Below are 22,260 nucleotides of genomic sequence, written 5' to 3' on the forward strand. Positions count from 1 at the left end.
AGAGTGGCCCAGAAGGCGCGGTACAAACAAGCGAAGCCAGCGCGCTTCACCCTTGCAATCCGTCCTTGCAAACCGGTCGTCCCCTGTGCTTGAAAGCGCCCCTGATCCACGCGGCGACGCGAGGGTCCGTAGGAGTGTAGCTCAATTGGTAGAGCACCGGTCTCCAAAACCGGGGGTCGCAGGTTCGAGCCCTGCCACTCCTGCCAGGAAATCAAACACTTAGATTCCCGGCTTTCAGCTGAAACCGTGATTCGCTACCATTTCTGTTCGTGAAATGTACCTCTGATCGCTGGTCGGAGCAGCTGCTCGGCGGTTGAAGGATGCGCCGCCCAGTAGCCGCGCCATGAGCTTGGCATCGGCGATTATTGACACCACACTAGGTCTGGCCGATTGTCCAATAGAGGCATGCGGTCGTCGAGTATTGCCAACCGATCCTGCCAAGACATCATGCCTATCGATTGCGGTCAGCCGATTAGCGTCATCGTTTATTCTTAGACATTTCGCTTGAGCGTTCTTTCGGGAACGAGCGGCTCCGTGGTCGAGACCGAGAAAGATCGGCTAAACCGATGGAGTAGTTCATGCATCGCTTTTCTTTAGGATTATTGTATTTCACATTCGCATTCGTTCTGCTTGGGCCGCCGGTGGCTCACGCTCAGGCGACCAGGACCTGGGTTTCTGGCGTAGGCGATGACGTAAATCCCTGCAGCCGAACAGCGCCATGCAAGACCTTCGCTGGGGCGATCTCAAAGACCGCGGCCGGCGGTGAAATCAATTGTCTCGACCCTGCTGGCTATGGAACCGTGACGATCACAAAATCCATGAGCATCTATTGCGACGGCGCCGTCGGAAGTGTTCTCAACTCAGGCGGCATCAACGGCATCATCATCAACGACTCTGCAACGGCGACCCCAGGCACCGTCGTTGTCTATCTCGAAGGGTTGGACGTTGAAGGTGCGGGCACCATCCCGGGCAGTTCGGGCATTCGCTTCCTGTCAGGCGCCTCGCTGCATGTCAGAAATGTCAGAATTCGCGACCAGACCGGTGGGCAAGGCCACGGTATCGCCTTCGTGCCCACCAGTACTGCAAGTACTGCAAGACTGATAGTTGAGAACGTGACAATCTCAAACACCGGCTCAGGCGGTGTGGGTGCCGCAATCGTCGTGAATCCAGGCGCAGGAGTTTCGGCGACTGCTCTCATCAGCAAGAGCCACTTCCATCGCGGAAACTTTGGTGTTGTCGCCGATTCATCAGGTGGCGCAGCAGGTATCAATATCGTTGTCCGGGATACGGTTGCCAACGGGTTTACCAACACCGCCTTTCTGACGACAGGCAACAACATCGGAATGCTGGTGAATGAGAGTGCCGCGACCGCATCCGGGACCGGCCTCGCCGCTTCTGGCGCGACTACAATCAGAGTTGGCTCGTCGGTCATCGTAGGCAACGGCACGTCGGTCAGCGGGAATGTTCTGTCTTTCGGCGACAACCGGATCAACGCCAATGGCAACGATGCCATTCCAGGTCCGGTGCCCGGCGGATCTCACTGATAACGGGAATCTTGCCAGATGGAGCGATAGACCTCTGGGGCTGACACTCCAGAGGTCTCAGCCCGCTTAAGCGCCGAACAACTCGCGCCGATCGCGCCTGGCTCGAAGGGGCGATGAACATGCCATCGGGCCGTCCCCGCAAGAGGCGCGCCAGATTGGTCTTGCGCATCGACAGCGGCAACGGGCGCAGTCCCCGCCGCCGATCGCGAGCACGTCGAAGGCGTAGAGCTGCACCTCTGCATCGTGCCGGTGCGAGTGCAGGGCGCTGAAGTCGCCGACGCCGTGGGGAGGCAGTGTGTGCCATTAATGGAGGCCTCGCGGCGCGCGGTCAGGTCCACAGAGCGAGAATCGACTAGTTTGCTTTTGGGATCGGGCCGCGAGGGACATACGCGGCCACCCTTGCCAGCCCCCGGCCGGCCTCCCTCACGGTTCCCGCAGCCCAATACTCTAAGTTCCTGAAATGGAACGCAAATTTTTGCCGCGACGAAACACGCCTGAAACAAATTAATGTTTTGTTAGGTACACCGGGGCTGGCGCATATTTCTCTTAACCCTTTTACCCGGACCATTTTGAGAATGCAGGCCGCAGCCGAGAATGGCTGCGGCCTTTTGCCTGCTTATGAATGAAGGGCACCAGATGACACCGAGGCACTCATGACCGCAGTTCTGCTGCTCGCCCGGTCTTGGTGCTGGTCGAGCACCTCGCCGAGGATCAAACGTTGTCGGCCTCTTAGGTTTCCAACAGATGACCTGGTACAGGGCGATCGAACTCCAAAACCGCGGGTCGCAGGTTCGAGCCCTGCCATTCCTGCCAGCTAAGCCCTTGATTCGGCTGGCACCGATTCCGAGAAAAGCCGAGCCATTCTGATTCCAGTCGCGTGGCGCGACCTTGACGTTTCGTGCCATCCGCAGTAGATACCCCGCACTCGCTGCCGGCCCGCTGAGATGCGGATATCCGGCGCGGCTTTGAAATCCCCGAACAATCGAGCCCGGTTTCCGGCTCATCCTTCGCGAGAGAGGGCTGGGCCAACGGCGGCTGTTCGGATCCCTGAAATCCTTATTGGCGTCTCAAACGATGGCAGTCAGCCCGTTCAAGTTCTTGCAGGAAGTGCGCTCGGAGACCGCCAAGGTCACCTGGCCGACCCGTCGCGAGACCACCATCACCACCATCATGGTGTTCGTCATGGTTGCCGTGGCCTCGGTCTTCTTCTTCGCCGCCGACCAGATCATCCGTTACCTCATCACCTTCCTTTTGGGCATTCACTGATGGCAACAGCAGCCGCTGCAACCCAATCGACCGACAAGCGCTGGTACATCGTCCACGCCTACTCGAACTTCGAGAAGAAGGTCGCCGAATCGATCCGCGAGCAGGCCAAGCAGCGCGGGCTCGAGGAGCTGTTCGAGCTGGTGTTGGTTCCGACCGAGAAGGTCACGGAAGTGCGCCGCGGCCGCAAGATCGACGCCGAGCGCAAGTTCTTCCCCGGCTACGTGCTGGTGAAGATGAAGCTGACCGACGAGGCGTTTCATCTGATCAAGAACACGCCGAAGGTCACGGGCTTCCTCGGCGCGGAAAACAAGCCGATGCCGATCTCGGAAGCCGAGGCCATGCGCATCCTGCACCAGGTGCAGGAGGGCGTGGAACGGCCGAAGGCGTCGGTGTCGTTCGAGATCGGCGAGAACGTGCGCGTGGCCGACGGCCCGTTCGCCTCGTTCTCGGGTGTGGTCGAGGAAATCGACGAGGCGCGCTCGCGCGTGAAGGTCGCGGTGTCGATCTTCGGCCGCGCCACGCCGGTCGAACTGGAATTCGGTCAGGTCGAGAAGGTCTGATCGGACGAGGCGCGAAGCCGAAAGGTTTTGCGTAACAAGAGGCCGTGGGAGGGAGAGGGCGGTTGCCAGCCGCATCCGACCCAGACCACGAACCTGAAACCGCTGGCCGAGGCCGGCACAACAGGAGTGATACATGGCAAAGAAAGTGACCGGATACCTGAAGCTTCAGGTCCCGGCCGGTGCGGCGAATCCTTCGCCCCCCATCGGTCCCGCGCTTGGTCAGCGCGGTCTCAACATCATGGAGTTCTGCAAGGCGTTCAACGCCCAGACCCAGAAGGAAGAGAAGAACACCCCGATTCCCGTCGTGATCACGATCTACGCCGATCGTTCGTTCACGTTCGAGATGAAGACCCCCCCGATGTCCTTCTTCCTCAAGCAGGCCGCCAAGATCCAGTCCGGTTCGAAAGCTCCGGGCCGTGACAAGGCCGGCGCGGTGACCAAGGCGCAGGTGCGCGAGATCGCCGAGAAGAAGATGAAGGATCTCAATTGCGATTCCATCGAGTCGGCCATGAAGATGGTCGAGGGCTCTGCCCGTTCGATGGGTCTGGAAGTGGCGGGGTAAGGGCTCATGGCAATCGGAAAGCGTTTGAACAAAGCCCGCGAAGGTGTTGACCGCGAAAAGCTTTACCCGCTCGCGGACGCCATCAAGATGGTCAAGGAACGCGCGAAAGCGAAGTTCGACGAGACCATCGAGGTCGCGATCAATCTCGGCGTCGATCCGCGTCACGCCGACCAGATGGTCCGCGGCGTCGTGACCCTGCCGAACGGTACCGGCCGTACGCTCCGCGTCGGCGTGTTCGCCCGCGGCGCCAAGGCTGACGAAGCCAAGGCTGCGGGTGCCGACGTCGTCGGCGCCGAAGACCTGGTCGAGAAGGTGCAGAACGGCTCGATCGATTTCGACCGTTGTATTGCGACCCCCGACATGATGCCGCTGGTCGGCCGTCTCGGTAAGGTGCTCGGCCCGCGCGGCCTGATGCCGAACCCGAAGATCGGCACCGTGACCATGGACGTCACCGGTGCGGTGAAGGGTGCCAAGGGCGGCTCGGTCGAGTTCCGCGTCGAGAAGGCCGGCATTTTGCAGGCCGGCGTCGGCAAGGCCTCGTTCTCCGAGGAGAAGCTGGTCGAGAACATCAAGGCTCTCGCCGATGCTGTCTCGAAGGCGAAGCCCGCTGGTTCCAAGGGTACCTACATCCAGCGTGTTGCGGTGTCCTCGACGATGGGCCCCGGCGTGAAGGTCGAGCCGGGCACGATCCTCGGATAAGACTTGCCTCGGCTGAGGTTTGAAAATTGCATGAGGCGAGGGGTGGAATCGGGCGACCGATTCCGCCCCTCGTCGTTTGTGGCGGCGCTTACCGGAAACAAGAACAATGGCTGACAAGGTCCTGATCTATTCGCGCTTTCCCAAGTCGATGATGGCGCGCTTCGCCGAGCGGTTCGAGCTGCTCGACACCGGCGGCAAGCCGGCGCGTGAGGTGTTTTCGGTCGACGAACTCGGCGGCATCCGCGCGATGCTCACCGCAGGCGGCTCACCGCTTGGCGCCGAGGCGATGGACCTGTTTCCAAAGCTCGGTACCATCGTCTGCTACGGTACGGGCTATGATGGCGTCGACCTGAAGGCGGCGGCCTCCCGCAATATCGCGGTCGGCCACAGCCCCGGCGCCAATGCCGCCTCGGTCGCCGATATCGCGATGACGCTGATGCTGGCGACGACGCGGCGGATCCTGGTCGCCGACCAATATGTCCGCAGCGGCGACTGGGCGGCTTCAAAGCAGTCGCCGATGATGCGCCCGCAGGCCGGCATGCCCGGCCGCCGCATCGGCGTCTACGGCATGGGCGAGATCGGCCGCAAGATCGCCGCGCGCTGCGCCGCCTTCGAGGCGGACGTGGGCTATTTCAGCCGCACCAGATACGACATTCCGCCCTATCAATATTTCCAGTCGCTGGAGGCACTCGCCGACTGGTGCAGCGTGCTGATGATCGCGGTCAGGGCAGGGGCCGACACGCAGCATGCCGTCAATGCCGATATTCTCAAGCGCCTCGGCGCAGACGGCTATGTCGTCAACATTTCCCGCGGCTCCGTCATTGACGAGAAGGCCCTGGTCGCGGCCCTCACCGACAAGACCATCGCCGGTGCCGGCCTCGACGTCTTCGAGAAGGAGCCGCACGCCCCCGACGCCCTGACCGCGCTCCCCAATGTGGTGTTCGCCCCCCATATCGGCGGTCATACCCTCGAATCGCACGTGGCCATGCAGAACTGCGTGCTGGCGAACCTGACCGCGTTCTTCGCGGGCAAGCCACTGCCTTATGCGGTCAAATCGGCCTGAATCGGCCCTTGTCGGCCCGCCTCAAGCCCGGCCGGCAACGGATTGGAACTGGTGTGAATTTTGCTCTTGGCAAGCAGGCTCCGAGCGGTTAAAGAACCGCTTCCGGACGTACCGGCCTTGGCTGGCGCGTTCGTGCACGCATTCCGAAAACCCGACACGACAGGAGATCATTCCTTTTCAGGACGTCCGCAAGGATTTGCCGGAAAAGGAAGGAAAATCCATCGGTTGGTGGGATGCGGGCAGAGGTCGGGCGGTTCGCCGGCTGACCTTGTCCTGTCCAAGACTGCAGGCGCCTGCGGGAAATTTCGATTTCTCAACGGCTTAATCGCATGGCCTGCATAGACGGGTGAAGACCGGATTTCACGTCGCATCCCACCTGAGGGTGGTTGCGGAATGGGTTTGGTTCGGACCTCGACACGCCGTGGGCTCTAATGGGCTCCCGGAGGGCAGGCTTTGAATTGTCGTCTCGCCCGGCGCGTGTCCGATGGGTTTTGGCCCGGAGGTTCAAGTTTTGGGTGGGGCGATGGGTGCAACCCGGCGGTCCCGCTTTTCGCGATGGCCGCCAACCGGAAAGAGCTTGCTGTGGAACGAGCGGCAAAAAAGGACGCGGTCGAACAGCTCAATGGGGTCTTCAAGACCACGAGCGTCGCGATCGTTGCTCAATATTCCGGCCTGACCGTTGCCCAGATGCAGAAGCTGCGCATGCAGATGAAGCAGGCTGGCGCCTCGGTGAAGGTCTCGAAGAACCGTCTCGCCAAAATTGCTCTTGAAGGCACTGACGTCGTTGCCATCGGTCCCATGCTGAAGGGACCGACCGTGATCGCCACTTCGAACGATCCGGTAGCGGCGCCGAAGGTCGCCGTCGAATTCGCCAAGGCGAACGAAAAGTTCGTCATCATTGGCGGCTCGATGGGGAAGACCGTCCTGAATGTCGACAGCGTGAAGGCGCTTGCCTCACTGCCGTCGCTTGACGAACTGCGCGCAAAGATCGTCGGCCTGCTTGTGGCCCCGGCGACCAAGCTCGCTCAGCTCGCCAACGCGCCCGCGGGCAAGCTCGCGCGCGTCATCCAGGCTCATGCCTCAAAGGGCGAAGCGGCCTGACGCCCTTCGCAAAACTCAAACCCGAACCAGACTTACACTCAAGGAAACTGAACAATGGCTGACTTGCAGAAGATCGTTGACGACCTCTCGAGCCTCACCGTGCTCGAGGCTGCCGAACTCGCGAAGCTCCTCGAAGAGAAGTGGGGCGTTTCGGCTGCCGCGGCCGTCGCCGTGGCCGGCCCGGCTGGTGGTGGCGCTGCCGCCGCTCCGGCTGAAGAGAAGACCGAGTTCACGGTCGTTCTCGCCGCCGCCGGCGACAAGAAGATCGAAGTCATCAAGGAAGTCCGCGCCATCACCGGCCTGGGCCTGAAGGAAGCAAAGGACCTCGTCGAGGGCGCGCCGAAGCCTGTCAAGGAAGGCGTGAACAAGGACGAAGCCGAGAAGCTCAAGGTCCAGCTTGAGAAGGCTGGCGCCAAGGTCGAACTCAAGTAAGCAACGCTTACTGGCGAGATCCCGGGCGAGCTTCAGGCGAAGCCCGGGATCTTGGTCCACCCCTCGAAAGGGTGGGCCGGATGCAAAAGGCGTGCGACGGAACGTCCCGACGCAGGCTGAACACGAAAAAGTGTGGGGATTGGAGGGTTTACCCCTCGAATCTGCACTATTGTCGCCCCATATCGGTTCGGCAGCACGAAAGCGCGGTGGGCAGGGATGTCGGATTTCCCTGTAAGCCGTTGGGAGAGCAGGCTATTTCGGGCTTTTGCAGTCCGTGAAAACGATCGTAGAGACGGGCGGGCGTGCCTATGCGCCCCGCGCGTCGTTTTGCGTTTTGAAGGTCTGAAGAACAGATTCAGGACATGACGGCCTGAAACTGAGTTTCCGACCCCCAAAGCGGGTTCGAAAAATTCAACCCGGGGAGCGGCGGCAGCCGAGTCCCGGACGGCGCGCCCGGAGCGGGCGACGAAATGAGAGGCCACGATGGCGCAGCAGACATTCACCGGTCGCAAACGCGTTCGCAAGTTCTTCGGACACATCAAGGAAGTCGCCGAGATGCCGAACCTCATCGAGGTTCAGAAGGCGTCTTATGACCAGTTCCTGATGGTCGACGAACCCCAGGGTGGGCGTCTCGACGAGGGTCTGCAGGCGGTGTTCCGCTCGGTGTTCCCGATCTCCGACTTCTCGGGCACCTCGATGCTGGAATTCGTCCGCTACGAGTTCGAGCAGCCGAAATACGACGTCGACGAGTGCCGCCAGCGCGGCATGACCTTCGCGGCGCCCCTCAAGGTGACGCTGCGCCTCATCGTGTTCGACATCGACGAGGAAACCGGCGCGAAGTCGGTGAAGGACATCAAGGAGCAGGACGTCTACATGGGCGATATCCCGCTCATGACGATGAACGGCACCTTCATCGTGAACGGCACCGAGCGCGTCATCGTCTCGCAGATGCACCGTTCGCCCGGCGTGTTCTTCGACCACGACAAGGGCAAGACCCATTCCTCGGGCAAGCTGCTGTTCGCTGCCCGCGTGATCCCGTATCGCGGCTCCTGGCTCGACATCGAGTTCGACGCCAAGGACATCGTCTATGCGCGTATTGACCGTCGCCGCAAGATTCCGGTGACGTCGCTGATGTTCGCCCTTGGCCTCGACGGCGAGGCGATCCTGTCCACGTTCTACAAGAAGATCCAGTACAAGCGGACCAAGGAAGGCTGGCGCGTTCCGTTCGACGCCAACCGTTTCCGCGGCTACTCGACCGTCAACGATCTGATCGACGCCGATACCGGCAAGGTCGTGCTCGAGGCCGGCAAGAAGCTCACCGTCCGCGGTGCGCGTCAAATGCAGGAGAAGGGTCTGAAGGCGTTGCGCCTGTCGGATGAGGAGTTGGTCGGCAACTATCTCGCCGAGGACCTCGTCAATCCCAAGACCGGCGAGATCCACGCCGAAGCCGGTGAGGAAATCACCGACAAGAGCATGAAGGCGCTCAACGAGCACGGCTACAAGGAGCTGCCGCTGCTCGACATCGACCACGTCAATGTCGGCCCCTACATCCGCAACACGCTCTCGGCCGACAAGAACATGACGCGTGAAGACGCGCTGTTCGACATCTACCGCGTGATGCGTCCGGGCGAGCCGCCGACGCTGGATTCGGCACAGGCGATGTTCCAGTCGCTGTTCTTCGACGCCGAGCGTTACGACCTCTCCGCGGTCGGCCGCGTCAAGATGAACATGCGCCTCGACCTCGATGCGCCCGACACCCAGCGCACGCTGCGCAAGGAAGACATCCTCTCCGTCATCAAGACGCTGGTGGACCTGCGCGACGGCAAGGGCGAGATCGACGACATCGACCATCTCGGCAACCGCCGTGTGCGTTCGGTTGGCGAGCTCATGGAGAACCAGTACCGCATCGGCCTGCTCCGCATGGAGCGCGCGATCAAGGAGCGCATGTCCTCGGTCGACATCGACACGGTCATGCCGCAGGACCTGATCAACGCCAAGCCGGCGGCTGCCGCCGTGCGCGAGTTCTTCGGCTCCTCGCAGCTCTCGCAGTTCATGGACCAGACCAACCCGCTCAGCGAGATCACCCACAAGCGTCGTCTCTCGGCGCTTGGACCGGGCGGTCTGACCCGCGAGCGCGCCGGCTTCGAAGTCCGCGACGTGCATCCGACCCATTACGGCCGTATCTGCCCGATCGAGACGCCGGAAGGTCCGAACATCGGCCTGATCAACTCGCTCGCGACCTTCGCGCGCGTGAACAAATATGGCTTCGTCGAGACGCCGTACCGCAAGGTCAAGGATGGCCGCGTCACCGACGAGGTCGTGTACCTCTCGGCAATGGAAGAGGGCCGCTACACGGTCGCGCAGGCCAACGTGCCGCTCGACCCGAAGGGCCGCTTCACCGAAGACCTCGTGGTTTGCCGTCACGCCGGCGAAGTCTTGCCGGTGACGCCCGACAAGGTCGACTACATGGACGTGTCGCCGAAGCAGCTCGTCTCCGTCGCCGCGGCGCTGATCCCGTTCCTCGAGAACGACGACGCCAACCGCGCGCTGATGGGCTCGAACATGCAGCGCCAGGCGGTGCCGCTGGTTCGCGCCGAGGCGCCGTTCGTCGGTACCGGCATGGAAGGCGTCGTTGCCCGTGACTCGGGTGCCGCGATCGCGGCGCGCCGTTCGGGCGTGATCGACCAGATCGACGCGACCCGCGTCGTCATCCGCGCCACGGAAGATCTCGATCCGACCAAGTCGGGCGTCGATATCTACCGTCTCATGAAGTACCAGCGTTCGAACCAGTCGACCTGCATCAACCAGCGTCCGCTGGTGAAGGTCGGCGACATCGTCAAGAAGGGCGACATCATCGCCGACGGTCCGTCGACCGATCTCGGCGAGCTCGCGCTCGGCCGCAACGTGCTGGTCGCGTTCATGCCGTGGAACGGCTACAACTTCGAAGATTCGATCCTGCTCTCCGAGCGGATCGTGAAGGAAGACGTCTTCACCTCGATTCACATCGAGGAATTCGAGGTGATGGCCCGCGACACCAAGCTCGGACCTGAGGAAATCACCCGGGACATTCCGAACGTCTCGGAAGAAGCGCTGAAGAACCTCGACGAAGCCGGTATCGTCTACATCGGCGCGGAAGTACGCGCCGGCGACATCCTGGTCGGCAAGATCACGCCGAAGGGCGAAAGCCCGATGACGCCGGAAGAAAAGCTTCTGCGCGCCATCTTCGGCGAGAAGGCCTCCGACGTTCGCGACACCTCGCTGCGCGTTCCTCCGGGCGTGCAGGGCACGATCGTGGAAGTGCGCGTGTTCAACCGTCACGGCGTCGACAAGGACGAGCGTGCGCTGGCGATCGAGCGGGAAGAGATCGAGCGTCTGGCCAAGGACCGCGACGACGAGCAGGCGATCCTGGACCGCAACGTCTACAACCGTCTTGCCGAGCTGCTCGAAGGGCGGCAGGGCATCGCCGGTCCGAAGGGCTTCAAGAAGGACACCAAGATCACCCGTGCGGTGCTCGAGGAGTACCCGAAGTCGCAGTGGTGGCTGTTCGCTTCGCCGAACGACAAGCTGATGGCCGAGATCGAGGCCATGCGGAAGCAGTACGACGAGTCGAAGAAGGGGCTCGAGCAGCGCTTCCTCGACAAGGTCGAGAAGCTTCAGCGCGGTGACGAATTGCCGCCCGGCGTGATGAAGATGGTCAAGGTCTTCGTCGCGGTGAAGCGCAAGATCCAGCCCGGCGACAAGATGGCCGGCCGCCACGGCAACAAGGGCGTGGTGTCGAAGATCGTGCCGATCGAGGACATGCCGTTCCTCGAAGACGGTACGCATGCCGACATCGTGCTCAATCCGCTCGGCGTGCCTTCGCGCATGAACGTCGGGCAGATCCTCGAGACCCATCTCGGCTGGGCCTGCGCCGGCCTCGGCAAGCGTATCGGCCAGACGGTCGATGCCTATTTGTCGAAGCAGGACATCAAGCCGCTGAAGGAAACCTTGAAGAAGGTCTACGGCGAGGACGAGACGATCAAGTCGCTCAACGACAACGAGTTGATCGAGCTCGGCCATAACCTCAGCCGCGGCGTTCCGATCGCGACGCCGGTGTTCGACGGCGCCAAGGAAGCCGACATCGAGGAGATGCTGAAGCTTGCCGGTCTCGACGCTTCGGGTCAGTCGACCGTCTATGACGGCCGCACCGGCGATGCCTTCGATCGCAAGGTGACGGTGGGCTACATCTACATGCTCAAGCTGCACCATCTCGTGGACGACAAGATCCATGCGCGTTCGATCGGTCCGTACTCGCTCGTCACCCAGCAGCCGCTGGGCGGCAAGGCGCAGTTCGGCGGTCAGCGCTTCGGCGAAATGGAAGTGTGGGCGCTCGAGGCTTACGGCGCGGCGTACACGCTCCAGGAGATGCTGACGGTGAAGTCGGACGACGTCGCCGGCCGTACCAAGGTGTACGAGGCGATCGTGCGCGGCGACGACACGTTCGAGGCCGGTATTCCGGAATCGTTCAACGTGCTGGTCAAGGAAATGCGCTCGCTCGGCCTCAACGTCGACCTGCACAACTCCAAGGTTGGACCGCCGACCTCGGAAGCAGCCGAGTAATACGACCTTTCATGCCCGGCCTTCACGGCCGGGCATTGGCGCCCCTCCCGATGCCTTGAGGGCAGGGCGCCTCGCTTGAGTGATTTTCGAATTTGCGGCCGGAGGCGACCGGTCCGCGAGGAGAAGACGATGAACCAAGAAATTATGAATCTCTTCAACCCGACGACGCCGGCTCAGGTCTTCGACCAGATCCGGATCTCGATCGCGTCCCCAGAGAAGATTCTGTCCTGGTCCTACGGCGAGATCAAGAAGCCGGAGACCATCAACTACCGTACCTTCAAGCCCGAGCGCGACGGCCTGTTCTGCGCCCGCATCTTCGGGCCGATCAAGGACTACGAATGCTTGTGCGGCAAGTACAAGCGCATGAAGTACAAGGGCATCATCTGCGAAAAGTGCTCGGTCGAGGTCACGCTGTCGCGCGTCCGGCGCGAGCGCATGGGCCATATCGAGCTCGCAGCCCCCGTCGCCCACATCTGGTTCCTGAAGTCGCTGCCCTCGCGCATCGGCCTTCTGCTCGACATGACGCTGAAGGATCTCGAGCGGATCCTCTATTTCGAATATTACGTCGTGCTCGAGCCGGGTCTCACCGCGCTGAAGGACCGTCAGCTGCTGTCGGAAGACGAGTATCTGCGGGCGCAAGACGAGTACGGCCAGGACAGCTTCACCGCCATGATCGGCGCGGAAGCGATCCGCGAGCTGCTCAAGGGCATGGACCTCGAGAAGCTCGAGGCCACCTTGCGCCTGGAGATGCAGGAGACCGACTCCGACATCAAGCACAAGAAGCTCGCCAAGCGCCTGAAGATCGTGGAAGCGTTCCGCCACTCCGGCAACAAGCCGGAATGGATGATCATGACCGTGGTCCCGGTGATTCCGCCGGACCTGCGTCCGCTGGTGCCGCTGGACGGCGGCCGCTTCGCGACCTCGGACCTCAACGACCTCTACCGCCGCGTCATCAACCGCAACAACCGCTTGAAGCGGCTGATGGAGCTGCGCGCGCCCGACATCATCATCCGCAACGAGAAGCGCATGCTTCAGGAAGCGGTCGATGCGCTGTTCGACAACGGCCGCCGCGGCCGCGTCATCACGGGCGCCAACAAGCGCCCGCTGAAGTCGCTCGCCGACATGCTCAAGGGCAAGCAGGGCCGCTTCCGTCAGAACCTGCTCGGCAAGCGCGTCGACTATTCGGGCCGTTCGGTGATCGTGGTCGGTCCCGAGCTGCGCCTGCATCAGTGCGGCCTGCCGAAGAAGATGGCGCTCGAGCTGTTCAAGCCGTTCATCTATTCGCGGCTTGATGCCAAGGGCCTGTCCACCACGGTGAAGCAGGCCAAGAAGCTGGTCGAGAAGGAGCGGCCCGAGGTCTGGGACATCCTGGACGAGGTCATCCGCGAGCATCCGGTGCTGCTTAACCGCGCACCGACGCTGCATCGTCTCGGCATCCAGGCGTTCGAGCCCGTGCTGATCGAGGGCAAGGCGATCCAGCTCCACCCGCTGGTCTGCGCCGCGTTCAACGCCGACTTCGACGGCGACCAGATGGCCGTGCACGTTCCGCTGTCGCTGGAAGCGCAGCTGGAAGCGCGCGTCCTGATGATGTCGACCAACAACATCCTGCATCCGGCGAACGGCCAGCCGATCATCGTGCCGTCGCAGGACATCGTGCTCGGTCTCTATTACGTCTCGATCCTGCGTGAAGGCCTGCCCGGCGAGGGCAAGATCTTCGGCGACATGGCCGAGCTCGAGCACGCCCTGCATGCGAAGGTCATCCACCTCCACACCAAGATCAAGTATCGGTGGCAGGGCATGGATGAGACCGGCAAGGTCTCAACGCGGTGGATCGAGACCACCGCGGGCCGCGTCATGCTCGGCAATCTGCTGCCGAAGAACCCGCGTATCTCGTACGAGATCATCAACAAGCTGATGACCAAGCGCGAGATCTCCGGCGTCATCGACCAGGTCTACCGCCACTGCGGCCAGAAGGAGACGGTGATCTTCTGCGACCGCATCATGGCGCTCGGCTTCTACAACGCGTTCAAGGCCGGCATCTCGTTCGGCAAGGACGACATGGTCGTGCCGCACTCCAAGTGGAAGATCGTCGACACGACCCGTACGCTGGCGAAGGATTTCGAGCAGCAGTACAACGACGGTCTGATCACCCATGGCGAGAAGTACAACAAGGTCGTCGACGCCTGGTCGAAGGCCACGGAAGAAATCGCCAAGGCGATGATGAAGGAGATCTCCTCGACCAAGAAGACGGCGAGTGGGGCGGATGCCGACATCAACTCGATCTACATGATGGCTCACTCCGGTGCCCGCGGTTCGCCGGCCCAGATGCGCCAGCTCGCCGGCATGCGCGGCCTGATGGCCAAGCCGTCGGGTGAGATCATCGAGACGCCGATCATCTCGAACTTCAAGGAGGGCCTCTCGGTTCTCGAGTACTTCAACTCGACCCACGGCGCCCGTAAGGGCCTCGCGGACACCGCGTTGAAGACCGCGAACTCCGGCTACCTGACCCGTCGTCTTGTCGACGTCGCGCAGGACTGCATCATCACGCAGAGCGACTGCGGCACCAAGCTCGGCATCAAGATGCGCGCCATCGTCGACGCCGGCACCGTGGTGGCCTCGCTCGGTTCGCGCATCCTCGGACGCACGGCCTGCGAAGACATCCGTGACAGCTCCGGCAAGGTGATCATCAAGCGCGGTACGCTGATGGAAGAGAGCCATCTGGATGCCATCCATCAGGGTGGCGTGCAGGAGGTGAAGATCCGCTCGGCACTGACTTGCGAACTCGTCAACGGTATCTGCGGCATGTGCTACGGCCGCGACCTCGCCCGCGGCACGCCGGTCAACCACGGTGAAGCCGTCGGCGTCATCGCGGCGCAGTCGATCGGCGAGCCGGGTACCCAGCTCACGATGCGCACCTTCCACATCGGTGGTGCGGCGCAGCTCAACGAGCAGTCGTTCGTCGAATCCAACTTCGACGGCAAGATCGTGATCCGGAACAAGGCCATTGCCCGCAACAGCGAAGGCCACCTGGTTGCGATGGTGCGCAACATGGTGATCGCGATCGTCGATGCCGACGGCACCGAGCGTGCGACGCACCGTATCCAGTACGGCTCGCGCCTGCATGTCGACGAGGGCGACACCGTCAAGCGCGGCCAGCGCATCGTCGAGTGGGACCCGTACACCCGTCCGCTTCTCACCGAAGTGGAAGGCTCCATCGGCTTCGAGGATCTGGTCGAAGGGCTTTCGATCACGGAAACGCTGGACGAAGCCACCGGTATCGCCAAGCGCGTGGTCATCGACTGGCGCTCGACGCGCGGCGGCGGGGACCTGCGTCCCGCCATCGTGGTCAAGGGCAAGGACGGCAAGGTGCTCAAGCTCGCCCGTGGCGGCGATGCCCGCTACATGCTGTCGGTCGACGCCATTCTCTCGGTCGACATCGGAGCCAAGGTCCAGGCGGGCGACATCCTCGCCCGTGTCTCGACCGAAAGCGCCAAGACGCGTGACATCACCGGCGGTCTGCCGCGGGTGGCGGAACTGTTCGAGGCACGGCGTCCGAAGGATGCGGCGATCATCGCCGAAATCTCGGGCACCATCCGGTTCGGGCGCGACTACAAGAACAAGCGTCGCATCTCGATCGAGCCGATGGACAAGACCGAAGAGGCGCGCGAGTACCTTATCCCGAAGGGCAAGCACATCCACCTTCAGGACGGCGACGTCGTCGAAAAGGGCGACTTCATCGTCGAAGGCAACCCGGCGCCGCACGACATCCTTGCGGTCAAGGGCATCGAGGAACTCGCGGCCTATCTGGTCAACGAGATCCAGGAGGTCTACCGGCTCCAGGGCGTGCTCATCAACGACAAGCACATCGAGGTGATTGTCCGTCAGATGCTCCAGAAGGTGGAAGTCACCGACCAGGGCGACACGGACATGATCTCCGGCGAGCAGATCGACAAGATCGAGTTCGACGCGATCAACGAGAAGACCAGGGAAGAGGGCAAGAAGATCGCCACGGGAACGCCGGTTCTGCTCGGCATCACCAAGGCGAGCCTCCAGACCCGCTCCTTCTTCTCGGCGGCCTCGTTCCAGGAGACCACCCGCGTCCTCACGGAAGCGGCGGTCAACGGCAAGGTCGATCCGCTCGAAGGCCTCAAGGAGAACGTCATCGTCGGCCGGCTGATCCCGGCGGGCACCGGCGCCTCCATGGCCAAGATCCGCGAAGTCGCCGTGAAGCGCGACAAGATGATCCTCGACGAGCGCGAGAAGCAGTCGGCCGTCGTGCCGCCGGCACCGGAAGTGGAGCTTCCTGCGCTCCCGCCCGCGGAATAATGGTTCATCCGTAGGACTACGAGGATAACGAAAAGGCCGGCGAAAGCCGGCCTTTTTGCTGCTTTGTTTCCCTGTTGCGGTGCAGGATCAACCTTTGTTCATCTTCCCTTCAGCAGCAAAAGCGCTTCTGCTAGGGGAGCTTAGACCGGTGGATCCCGTGACGGGGGCAGGGCCGGAGACCACGGAACTGACATGCTTGATCTCGCAATCGTAGGCGGCGGCCCCGGCGGGCTGATGAGCGCCTGGTATTTGAAGAAGAAGCTCGGCGATCTCTGCCGCATCACCATCTACGAGGCGTCCGACCGGCTCGGCGGCAAGATCGTCACGCGCAAATTCGATTCGGCGCCCGCGATGTACGAGGCCGGCGTCGCCGAGATCTACGACTACTCGATGACGGGTCCGGATCCCCTGCGCGAGCTGATCCAGCATTTCGGTTTGCAGACCATTCCGATGGACGCCGAGCAGGTGCAGTTCGGCGGCGAGCTCATCAATGACGTCGCGGGCATGCGCCGTAAATACGGCGCCAAGACCGCGGCCGCGATCGAGGCGTTCCGCAAGCGCTGCGCCGAGGCGATGACGCCGATCGAATATTACGAGGGCGTCGGCGCGCACGACAACGAGAACCCCTGGGCCTACAAGACCGCCGAGCAGGTGCTCGACGAGGAGGTCGAGGACGAAACCGCAAAGCGTTTCTTCAAGGTGATGGCGCGCTCGGACATCGCGACCGAAAGCCACAACACCAACGGCCTCAACGCGCTGAAGAACTATTTGATGGATGTCGACGGCTATATCGGCCTCTATTCCATCCAGAACGGCAACGAGCAGTTGATCGAGTGCCTGCAGTCGGAGGTCAACGCCGACATCCAGCTCAATCACCGCGTGCTCACCGTCGGCAAGGCGCCGACCGGCCGCTACCAGCTCAAGATGATGAACGGCAAGGGGCCGGAGACGCGCGACTTCGATCTCGTGCTGATGTGCCTCCCGCATTCCTGGCTCGCCACCGTCGGCTGGGAAGGCGAGCAGCTCCGCAAGTCGATGGTCAAGCACGTCTCGTATTTCGACCGTCCCGCGCATTATTTGCGCGTCTCGATCCTGTTCGACTCGCCATTCTGGGGCGAGAAGATTGCCGGCGCCTGGTTCATGTCGGAGGCGTTCGGCGGCTGCTGCGTCTACAACGAGGGCGCACGCCACGACGTCGGCAAGCACGGCGTCCTGAACTGGCTGATTCCCGGTTCCGATGCGCTGGCCTTCGCCAATCTGTCGGACCAGGAGTTGATCGACGCCGCGCTGAAATCGCTGCCGGCCTCGCTCGGCGATGCACGCGCGCATTTCGTGGAAGGCAAGATCCACCGCTGGCTGTCGTCGGTGAACGCTATACCGGGCGGCCTGCCGGTGCGCGACGTCATGACCAACCACCGGCCCGAGCCGAAGGAACATCCCGGGATCGTCGTGGTCGGCGACTATCTGTTCGATTCAACACTGAACGGCTTGCTCGACTCCTCGGATGCGGCAACCGACATCATCCTGACCGAGATGATGCGCCTGCGCCGCGAGCGCGCGCAGGACGACAAGCCGGCTTCCGACAAGATCGACCGCGACTATTTCGAGAATTATCGCGGCCTTGGTCCTTACAGCGAAGCGTGGAAGCACTTCACCGATCCCGACTATCTCACCAAGCTGATCGGCATCGTCTGGGGCAAGGCGAAGGGCGCCAGGCTGCTGGTCGCGGGCTCCGCCAGCGGCGAGCTGGTCGGCGCGCTGCGCGAGCGCGGCATCGACGCCTTCGGCATCGAGAACAACCGCGCCATCCACGCCAAAACGCCGAAGGCGCTGAAGAAGTACAACAAGCTCGGCTCGATCACCGACATGCCGTTCAAGGACGGCAGCTTTGACTTCGTGTTCGAGACCAGCCTCTGCCATCTTTCCCCGAAGCAGGTGGTCCGCGCGATCCGCGAGCTCAACCGCGTGGTCAAGACTGGCCTCGTGTTCGGCTCGATCACCTCGGACATGGCTTCAGTGGTGATCGACCGCTACGACCTCCTGCGCGGGGTCAAGAAGCTCGGCACCTGGTGGGAATGGTCCGAATTGTTTTTCGGCAACGGCTTCGACCTGTCGATGCACCGCAAGGACTGCACCGATGCGCTCTGGGAGGCGACGCTCGCCGCCAACAAGGGCCCGGGGCAGTGGTACGCCGACGCTGACAGCTTGCGCTATTCCTTCTTCGACAAGGTCGAGGACGAGGACGACGACTAGCCGCAGGATGGAAACGGACGAGCCAATTGCTTTGCCGAATTCATTCTGATCGCATAGAATCGGTGCAATAGCGTTACCGCTATTTCCTGCTTTCTCCGCGGTCATGCCGGCCGTCAGCATCGGTTGGTTTCATGGCGTCCAGGCCTCCCTCTCCCGACAAACAGAAGCTCGCTGCGGAAGAGGCGGCCGAGCGCGACGACAAGCTCGTCCCCGTCAAGCCGGACCTCGAAGACGAGGAGGACGACGACGAGGAGGATGACGAGCTGGAGCTCGACGACGACGATGATGACGAGGACCTCGTCGTCTTTACCGCGCGCGAGGCCGCCGGCGCGCTCGCGACCATCCTGGGTTTCGTCAAGCCGTTCCTGACCAACTACAAGCGGATGCTGTCATTCGTGGCGTTCGGCGTCGTCGTCGAGACGCTGTTCAACGTCATCATGCCGCTCAGCCTGAAGTACCTGATCGATGACGCGCTCGGCGAGGAGGACTTCCAGGCGCTGTACAAGATCCTCGGCGTGCTCGCGGTCGCCGGCATCTTCACCTCCATCGTCGCAGTCTGGTACGAGCGCTGGGACGCGCGGCTCGCTGCCTGCATCATCTCCGACGTCCGCAAGCGCCTGTTCGAGCACGTCCAGGACCTGCCGGCGGCCTATTTCGGCCGCACCAAGCGCGGCGAGATACTGTCGCGCTTCTCCGTCGACCAGGCTGCCTTCGAAGGTTCGGTGAAAACCTTCGCGAACAGCGCGGCGCTGCCGTTCCTGGAACTGATCGCCGGCATCATCCTGATGGTGTTCCTGAACTGGCAGCTCGCCGTGGTCGCGCTGCTGGTGTTCCCGATCACGCTGATCGGCCCGCGCATCCTCACCCCGAAGGCGGTGCAGGCCAATTACGAGCAGAAGCAGAACGAAAGCGCGCTGCTCGGCATGGTGCAGGAGAACGTGGCCGCGCAGGCCGTGATCAAGGCGTTCAGCCTGCAGCGCAGGATGTTCGGCTTCTTCACCTTCCGCAACGACGAGACGCGCCGCAAGATCGCGTCAGCCGCGTTCCTCTCGACCATGGTGGAGCGGACCGTCACCATCTCGGTGCTGCTGCTGCACCTCGTCGTGCTCGCGATCGGCGCCTATCTGGCGACCAAGGGCCAGATCACCATCGGCACCTTCGTCACCTTCGAGAGCGCGTTCTGGGAGGTCTCCTACAACATCGCCCATGTGATGCACTTCATCCCGGTGTCGATCTCCTCGGCCGCCGCGATCCGCCACATCCAGGAGCTGCTGGACGAGCCGACGCGCGGCGCCGATCGCCCCGGCGCGCCTGACCTGCCGCGCGTCACCCACGACATCACCTTCGACCGCGTCACCTTCCAGTATGAGGGCAGCCAGACGCCTGTGCTGGACAATCTCAGCCTCAAGCTCGATGTCGGCAAGCGCATCGCCATCGTCGGCCCCTCGGGCTCCGGCAAGAGCACGCTGCTCAACCTGATCCTGCGGCTCTACGTGCCCAACGAGGGCCGCGTCACCATCGACGGCGTCGACGTGCGCAAGGTGACGCTGGATTCGCTGCGCCGGAGCATGGCGGTGGTGTTCCAGGAGAACATGCTGTTCAACATGTCGATCCGCGAGAACATCCGGCTCGGCAAGGAAGGCGCGACCGACGCAGAGGTGGAGGAGGCCGCGAAGAAGGCCGAGATCCACCGCTACATCATGAGCCTGCCGCAGCGCTACGACACGCCGGTCGGCGAGCGCGGCGACACGCTCTCGGGCGGCCAGCGCCAGCGCATCGCGATCGCGCGCGCGGTCATCCGTAACCCGTCCGTGCTGCTGCTGGACGAGGCCACCTCGGCGCTGGACCAGACCACGGAAGCTGCCATCAACCGCACGCTGCTCAAGGTCGCCACGGGCCGCACCATGATCTGGTCGACCCATCGCCTGAGCTCGGTGGTCGAGATGGACGAGATCATCGTGATTTCAGGGGGCAGGGCGATCGAGCGCGGTTCGCATGCCGAGCTGCTCGCCAGGAACGGCACCTATCGCAAGCTGTGGAACGACCAGACCCACCAGCCGCATGGCGCCGTGGCTCAGGCCGACGACGACAGCGACGACGAGGATGAAGACGACCTCGAGGATGATGAGGACGAGGACGACGAGGAGGAGTGACCGAGGAAGTTCGGCTCCATGTGCAGCGCGCCTCCAAGTGGCCGCAGCAGGCCCTGGGCCGACCAGGCGATGAAGCGCGCCCAGCGCTGCGCGGTCCAGTAGGGGCTCCCGGCGATCGAGACTGAGCGGAAGTCGAACGCCTTCGCCGCCGACCATTCGTCGCAGGCCCGCTTGACCGGATCGGCGTAGAAGCCGGCGATCTTGTCCGCATCCATCCCGTCGGAGGCGAGCCAATGCGGGATGTAGACATTACAGAGCCGCTCGACGTCGGTGAAGACCTTGTCGCAGCCGGTGCCGGCGGCGGGACACGAGGTCGAGAAGGCATCGCCGACCAGCACGAGGCCGGGCTGGCCGCTTGCATCGTTCACATAGAGATCGACCGGGCGAATCTTCAGCTCGCCCGGAATGTCGAAGGCGCCGGTGATGCGCTTGAGCCGGGGCAGGGCCGCGTTCAACGTCTCGGCGGGAGCCCGGCGCAACTCGCGTAGCCAGGGATCGTCAAAGCCGCGATAGACGAACAGATTGGCACGCATCCGCGTGCCGACCGGAAACATCGTGATGTAGGGGATGCGGTCGCTCGGCCGCTCCGAGAAATAGGTCAGCGCCGGGAAGTCGAACGCATTCCGCCCGGCCGGCACCACGTCGAATCCGATCGAGATCGAATGGCAGGTGCTGACGATTTTTCGCGTGATTCCCAGCTGGTGGCGCAGGCCGACATTGAGGCCATTGGCGAGCACGACCAGGCGGGCGGAGATCGTCTCGTCATTGGAGAGCACGATTTTCTGCCGCTCCGGGCTGGCCTCGACCGCGACGGCCTTGGCGCAGAGGCGTTCGACGGCCTCAGGGATCTCGTCGCGGATGGCGTTCACCAGGGAATCATAGAGGATGTTGAACTGCCGGCTCGGTGCCTTGTCGAGCAGGCGGCCGAATCGGGCGATCCAGTTCTCGCCGGCGAAAGTCGCCCGCCGCAGGACCGATTCTCCGATTCCCGTCCTCAGGAATCGCTCGACCTGGGTGTGGCCGCTGAGTTTTTCGACTCGAAAATCCGCCGGATAGCTCTCATGCGGATCGATCAGCACCGCCGAAATGCCGGCACGGCCGAGCATTGCGGCGGCGGTCGAGCCCGAAAGCCCGCCGCCGATAATGGCAATGTCGGTGTACCGCATGACGCAAATCTCTGCCGAAGCTGGCAGATTGACGCATCAACAGGAAAAAAAGCCTTAGCAGGGGTTATAAAAGTATATTTCTTCCGGGTATAAATGGGTCGCTGGGATAGCGGAACAGGCTCGACGTTGCCATATCGAGGAGGCGTAGCGAGTGCGGTCAACATCGAGTTCGGCTGGTGCCAGAAGTGGTTTCTGACTGTCGTTTCGCCTTGACTTGATCGACTCCCACTTATAGAAAGCGCCTCACTTAACGACAGGCGGTGAGCATTGCCAACGTCGGAACGGGCCACCCGTTGATCTCCAGGGATTAGATCCCGAGGGGTCGCTAAAGCGGGCACCAACCTCGACGAATGCCGCTCAAACGCTGTCGATCATAGCTAGGCAATGCCAGTGCGATTTTAGCTCTCTTGAGCATGTTCTCTTGAGATCGAATTCGGATGCATGACCTCGGTGCGCGGGCCGCAGCTTTACGCTGATTGGCCTCAAAACTGCGGTCCTCTGTGGCGTCGTAACGCTTTCCGCTCGGTGATGGAGCG

The 22,260-nt window shown here is 62.5% G+C and carries 13 protein-coding genes and 1 tRNA gene; 13 read left to right on the forward strand and 1 reads right to left on the reverse strand.

Annotation, left to right across the window (positions count from 1 at the left end):
• Nucleotides 1-130: 130 nt before the first annotated feature.
• The 13 genes from B5V03_RS04330 (at nt 131) to B5V03_RS04395 (ending at nt 20,558) form a co-directional block, all read left to right on the forward strand.
• Nucleotides 131-206: transfer RNA gene (locus B5V03_RS04330), tRNA-Trp, on the forward strand.
• 372 nt (nt 207-578) lie between these two features.
• A complete protein-coding gene (locus B5V03_RS04335) occupies nt 579-1,544 on the forward strand; it encodes a hypothetical protein (protein WP_245502155.1) in 966 nt (321 codons plus the stop codon).
• Between the two features lie 1,074 nt (nt 1,545-2,618).
• Nucleotides 2,619-2,810 (forward strand): preprotein translocase subunit SecE, encoded by a 192-nt coding sequence (gene secE / locus B5V03_RS04345; RefSeq protein WP_027564420.1) that lies wholly within the window; start codon nt 2,619-2,621, stop codon nt 2,808-2,810.
• Nucleotides 2,810-3,370 (forward strand): transcription termination/antitermination protein NusG, encoded by a 561-nt coding sequence (gene nusG / locus B5V03_RS04350; RefSeq protein WP_129268045.1) that lies wholly within the window; start codon nt 2,810-2,812, stop codon nt 3,368-3,370. The genes secE and nusG overlap by 1 nt, the downstream gene beginning before the upstream one ends.
• Nucleotides 3,371-3,503: 133 nt before the next feature.
• A complete protein-coding gene (gene rplK, locus B5V03_RS04355; protein ID WP_007602986.1) occupies nt 3,504-3,932 on the forward strand; it encodes a 50S ribosomal protein L11 in 429 nt (142 codons plus the stop codon).
• 6 nt (nt 3,933-3,938) lie between these two features.
• Nucleotides 3,939-4,631: a 50S ribosomal protein L1 gene (gene rplA, locus B5V03_RS04360; RefSeq protein WP_014494487.1), complete on the forward strand. Its 693-nt coding sequence runs from the start codon at nt 3,939-3,941 to the stop codon at nt 4,629-4,631.
• Nucleotides 4,632-4,737: 106 nt separating this feature from the next.
• Nucleotides 4,738-5,694, forward strand: a complete 957-nt coding sequence (locus B5V03_RS04365; protein ID WP_129268046.1) for a 2-hydroxyacid dehydrogenase — start codon at nt 4,738-4,740, stop codon at nt 5,692-5,694.
• Between the two features lie 582 nt (nt 5,695-6,276).
• Complete coding sequence (gene rplJ / locus B5V03_RS04370) at nt 6,277-6,795, forward strand: 50S ribosomal protein L10 (protein WP_129268047.1); 519 nt, start codon at nt 6,277-6,279, stop codon at nt 6,793-6,795.
• Between the two features lie 54 nt (nt 6,796-6,849).
• A complete protein-coding gene (gene rplL / locus B5V03_RS04375) occupies nt 6,850-7,227 on the forward strand; it encodes a 50S ribosomal protein L7/L12 (protein WP_094895389.1) in 378 nt (125 codons plus the stop codon).
• Between the two features lie 483 nt (nt 7,228-7,710).
• Complete coding sequence (rpoB, locus tag B5V03_RS04380; protein WP_129268049.1) at nt 7,711-11,826, forward strand: DNA-directed RNA polymerase subunit beta; 4,116 nt, start codon at nt 7,711-7,713, stop codon at nt 11,824-11,826.
• A 129-nt stretch (nt 11,827-11,955) separates the two neighbouring features.
• A complete protein-coding gene (gene rpoC / locus B5V03_RS04385) occupies nt 11,956-16,152 on the forward strand; it encodes a DNA-directed RNA polymerase subunit beta' (RefSeq protein WP_129268051.1) in 4,197 nt (1,398 codons plus the stop codon).
• Between the two features lie 192 nt (nt 16,153-16,344).
• Nucleotides 16,345-18,405: an FAD-dependent oxidoreductase gene (locus B5V03_RS04390; RefSeq protein WP_129268052.1), complete on the forward strand. Its 2,061-nt coding sequence runs from the start codon at nt 16,345-16,347 to the stop codon at nt 18,403-18,405.
• A 131-nt stretch (nt 18,406-18,536) separates the two neighbouring features.
• A complete protein-coding gene (locus B5V03_RS04395; RefSeq protein ID WP_129268054.1) occupies nt 18,537-20,558 on the forward strand; it encodes an ABC transporter ATP-binding protein in 2,022 nt (673 codons plus the stop codon).
• Here B5V03_RS04395 and B5V03_RS04400 read toward each other — a convergent pair.
• Nucleotides 20,480-21,724, reverse strand: coding sequence for an FAD-dependent oxidoreductase (locus tag B5V03_RS04400; protein WP_129268056.1), 1,245 nt, complete (start codon nt 21,722-21,724; stop codon nt 20,480-20,482). The two genes, B5V03_RS04395 and B5V03_RS04400, sit on opposite strands and share 79 nt — an antisense overlap.
• Nucleotides 21,725-22,260 lie beyond the last annotated feature (536 nt).

The organism is Bradyrhizobium betae, assembly GCF_004123905.1.
Lineage (GTDB): Bacteria > Pseudomonadota > Alphaproteobacteria > Rhizobiales > Xanthobacteraceae > Bradyrhizobium > Bradyrhizobium betae_A.

Excerpts from the sequence above, each read along its gene's own strand:
- B5V03_RS04335 (WP_245502155.1), top strand. The coding sequence starts at position 579 with ATGCATCGCTTTTCTTTAGGATTATTGTATTTCACATTCGCATTCGTT.
- secE (WP_027564420.1), top strand. The coding sequence starts at position 2,619 with ATGGCAGTCAGCCCGTTCAAGTTCTTGCAGGAAGTGCGCTCGGAGACC.
- nusG (WP_129268045.1), top strand. The coding sequence starts at position 2,810 with ATGGCAACAGCAGCCGCTGCAACCCAATCGACCGACAAGCGCTGGTAC.
- rplK (WP_007602986.1), top strand. The coding sequence starts at position 3,504 with ATGGCAAAGAAAGTGACCGGATACCTGAAGCTTCAGGTCCCGGCCGGT.
- rplA (WP_014494487.1), top strand. The coding sequence starts at position 3,939 with ATGGCAATCGGAAAGCGTTTGAACAAAGCCCGCGAAGGTGTTGACCGC.
- B5V03_RS04365 (WP_129268046.1), top strand. The coding sequence starts at position 4,738 with ATGGCTGACAAGGTCCTGATCTATTCGCGCTTTCCCAAGTCGATGATG.
- rplL (WP_094895389.1), top strand. The coding sequence starts at position 6,850 with ATGGCTGACTTGCAGAAGATCGTTGACGACCTCTCGAGCCTCACCGTG.
- rpoB (WP_129268049.1), top strand. The coding sequence starts at position 7,711 with ATGGCGCAGCAGACATTCACCGGTCGCAAACGCGTTCGCAAGTTCTTC.
- rpoC (WP_129268051.1), top strand. The coding sequence starts at position 11,956 with ATGAACCAAGAAATTATGAATCTCTTCAACCCGACGACGCCGGCTCAG.
- B5V03_RS04390 (WP_129268052.1), top strand. The coding sequence starts at position 16,345 with ATGCTTGATCTCGCAATCGTAGGCGGCGGCCCCGGCGGGCTGATGAGC.
- B5V03_RS04395 (WP_129268054.1), top strand. The coding sequence starts at position 18,537 with ATGGCGTCCAGGCCTCCCTCTCCCGACAAACAGAAGCTCGCTGCGGAA.
- B5V03_RS04400 (WP_129268056.1), bottom strand. The coding sequence starts at position 21,724 with ATGCGGTACACCGACATTGCCATTATCGGCGGCGGGCTTTCGGGCTCG.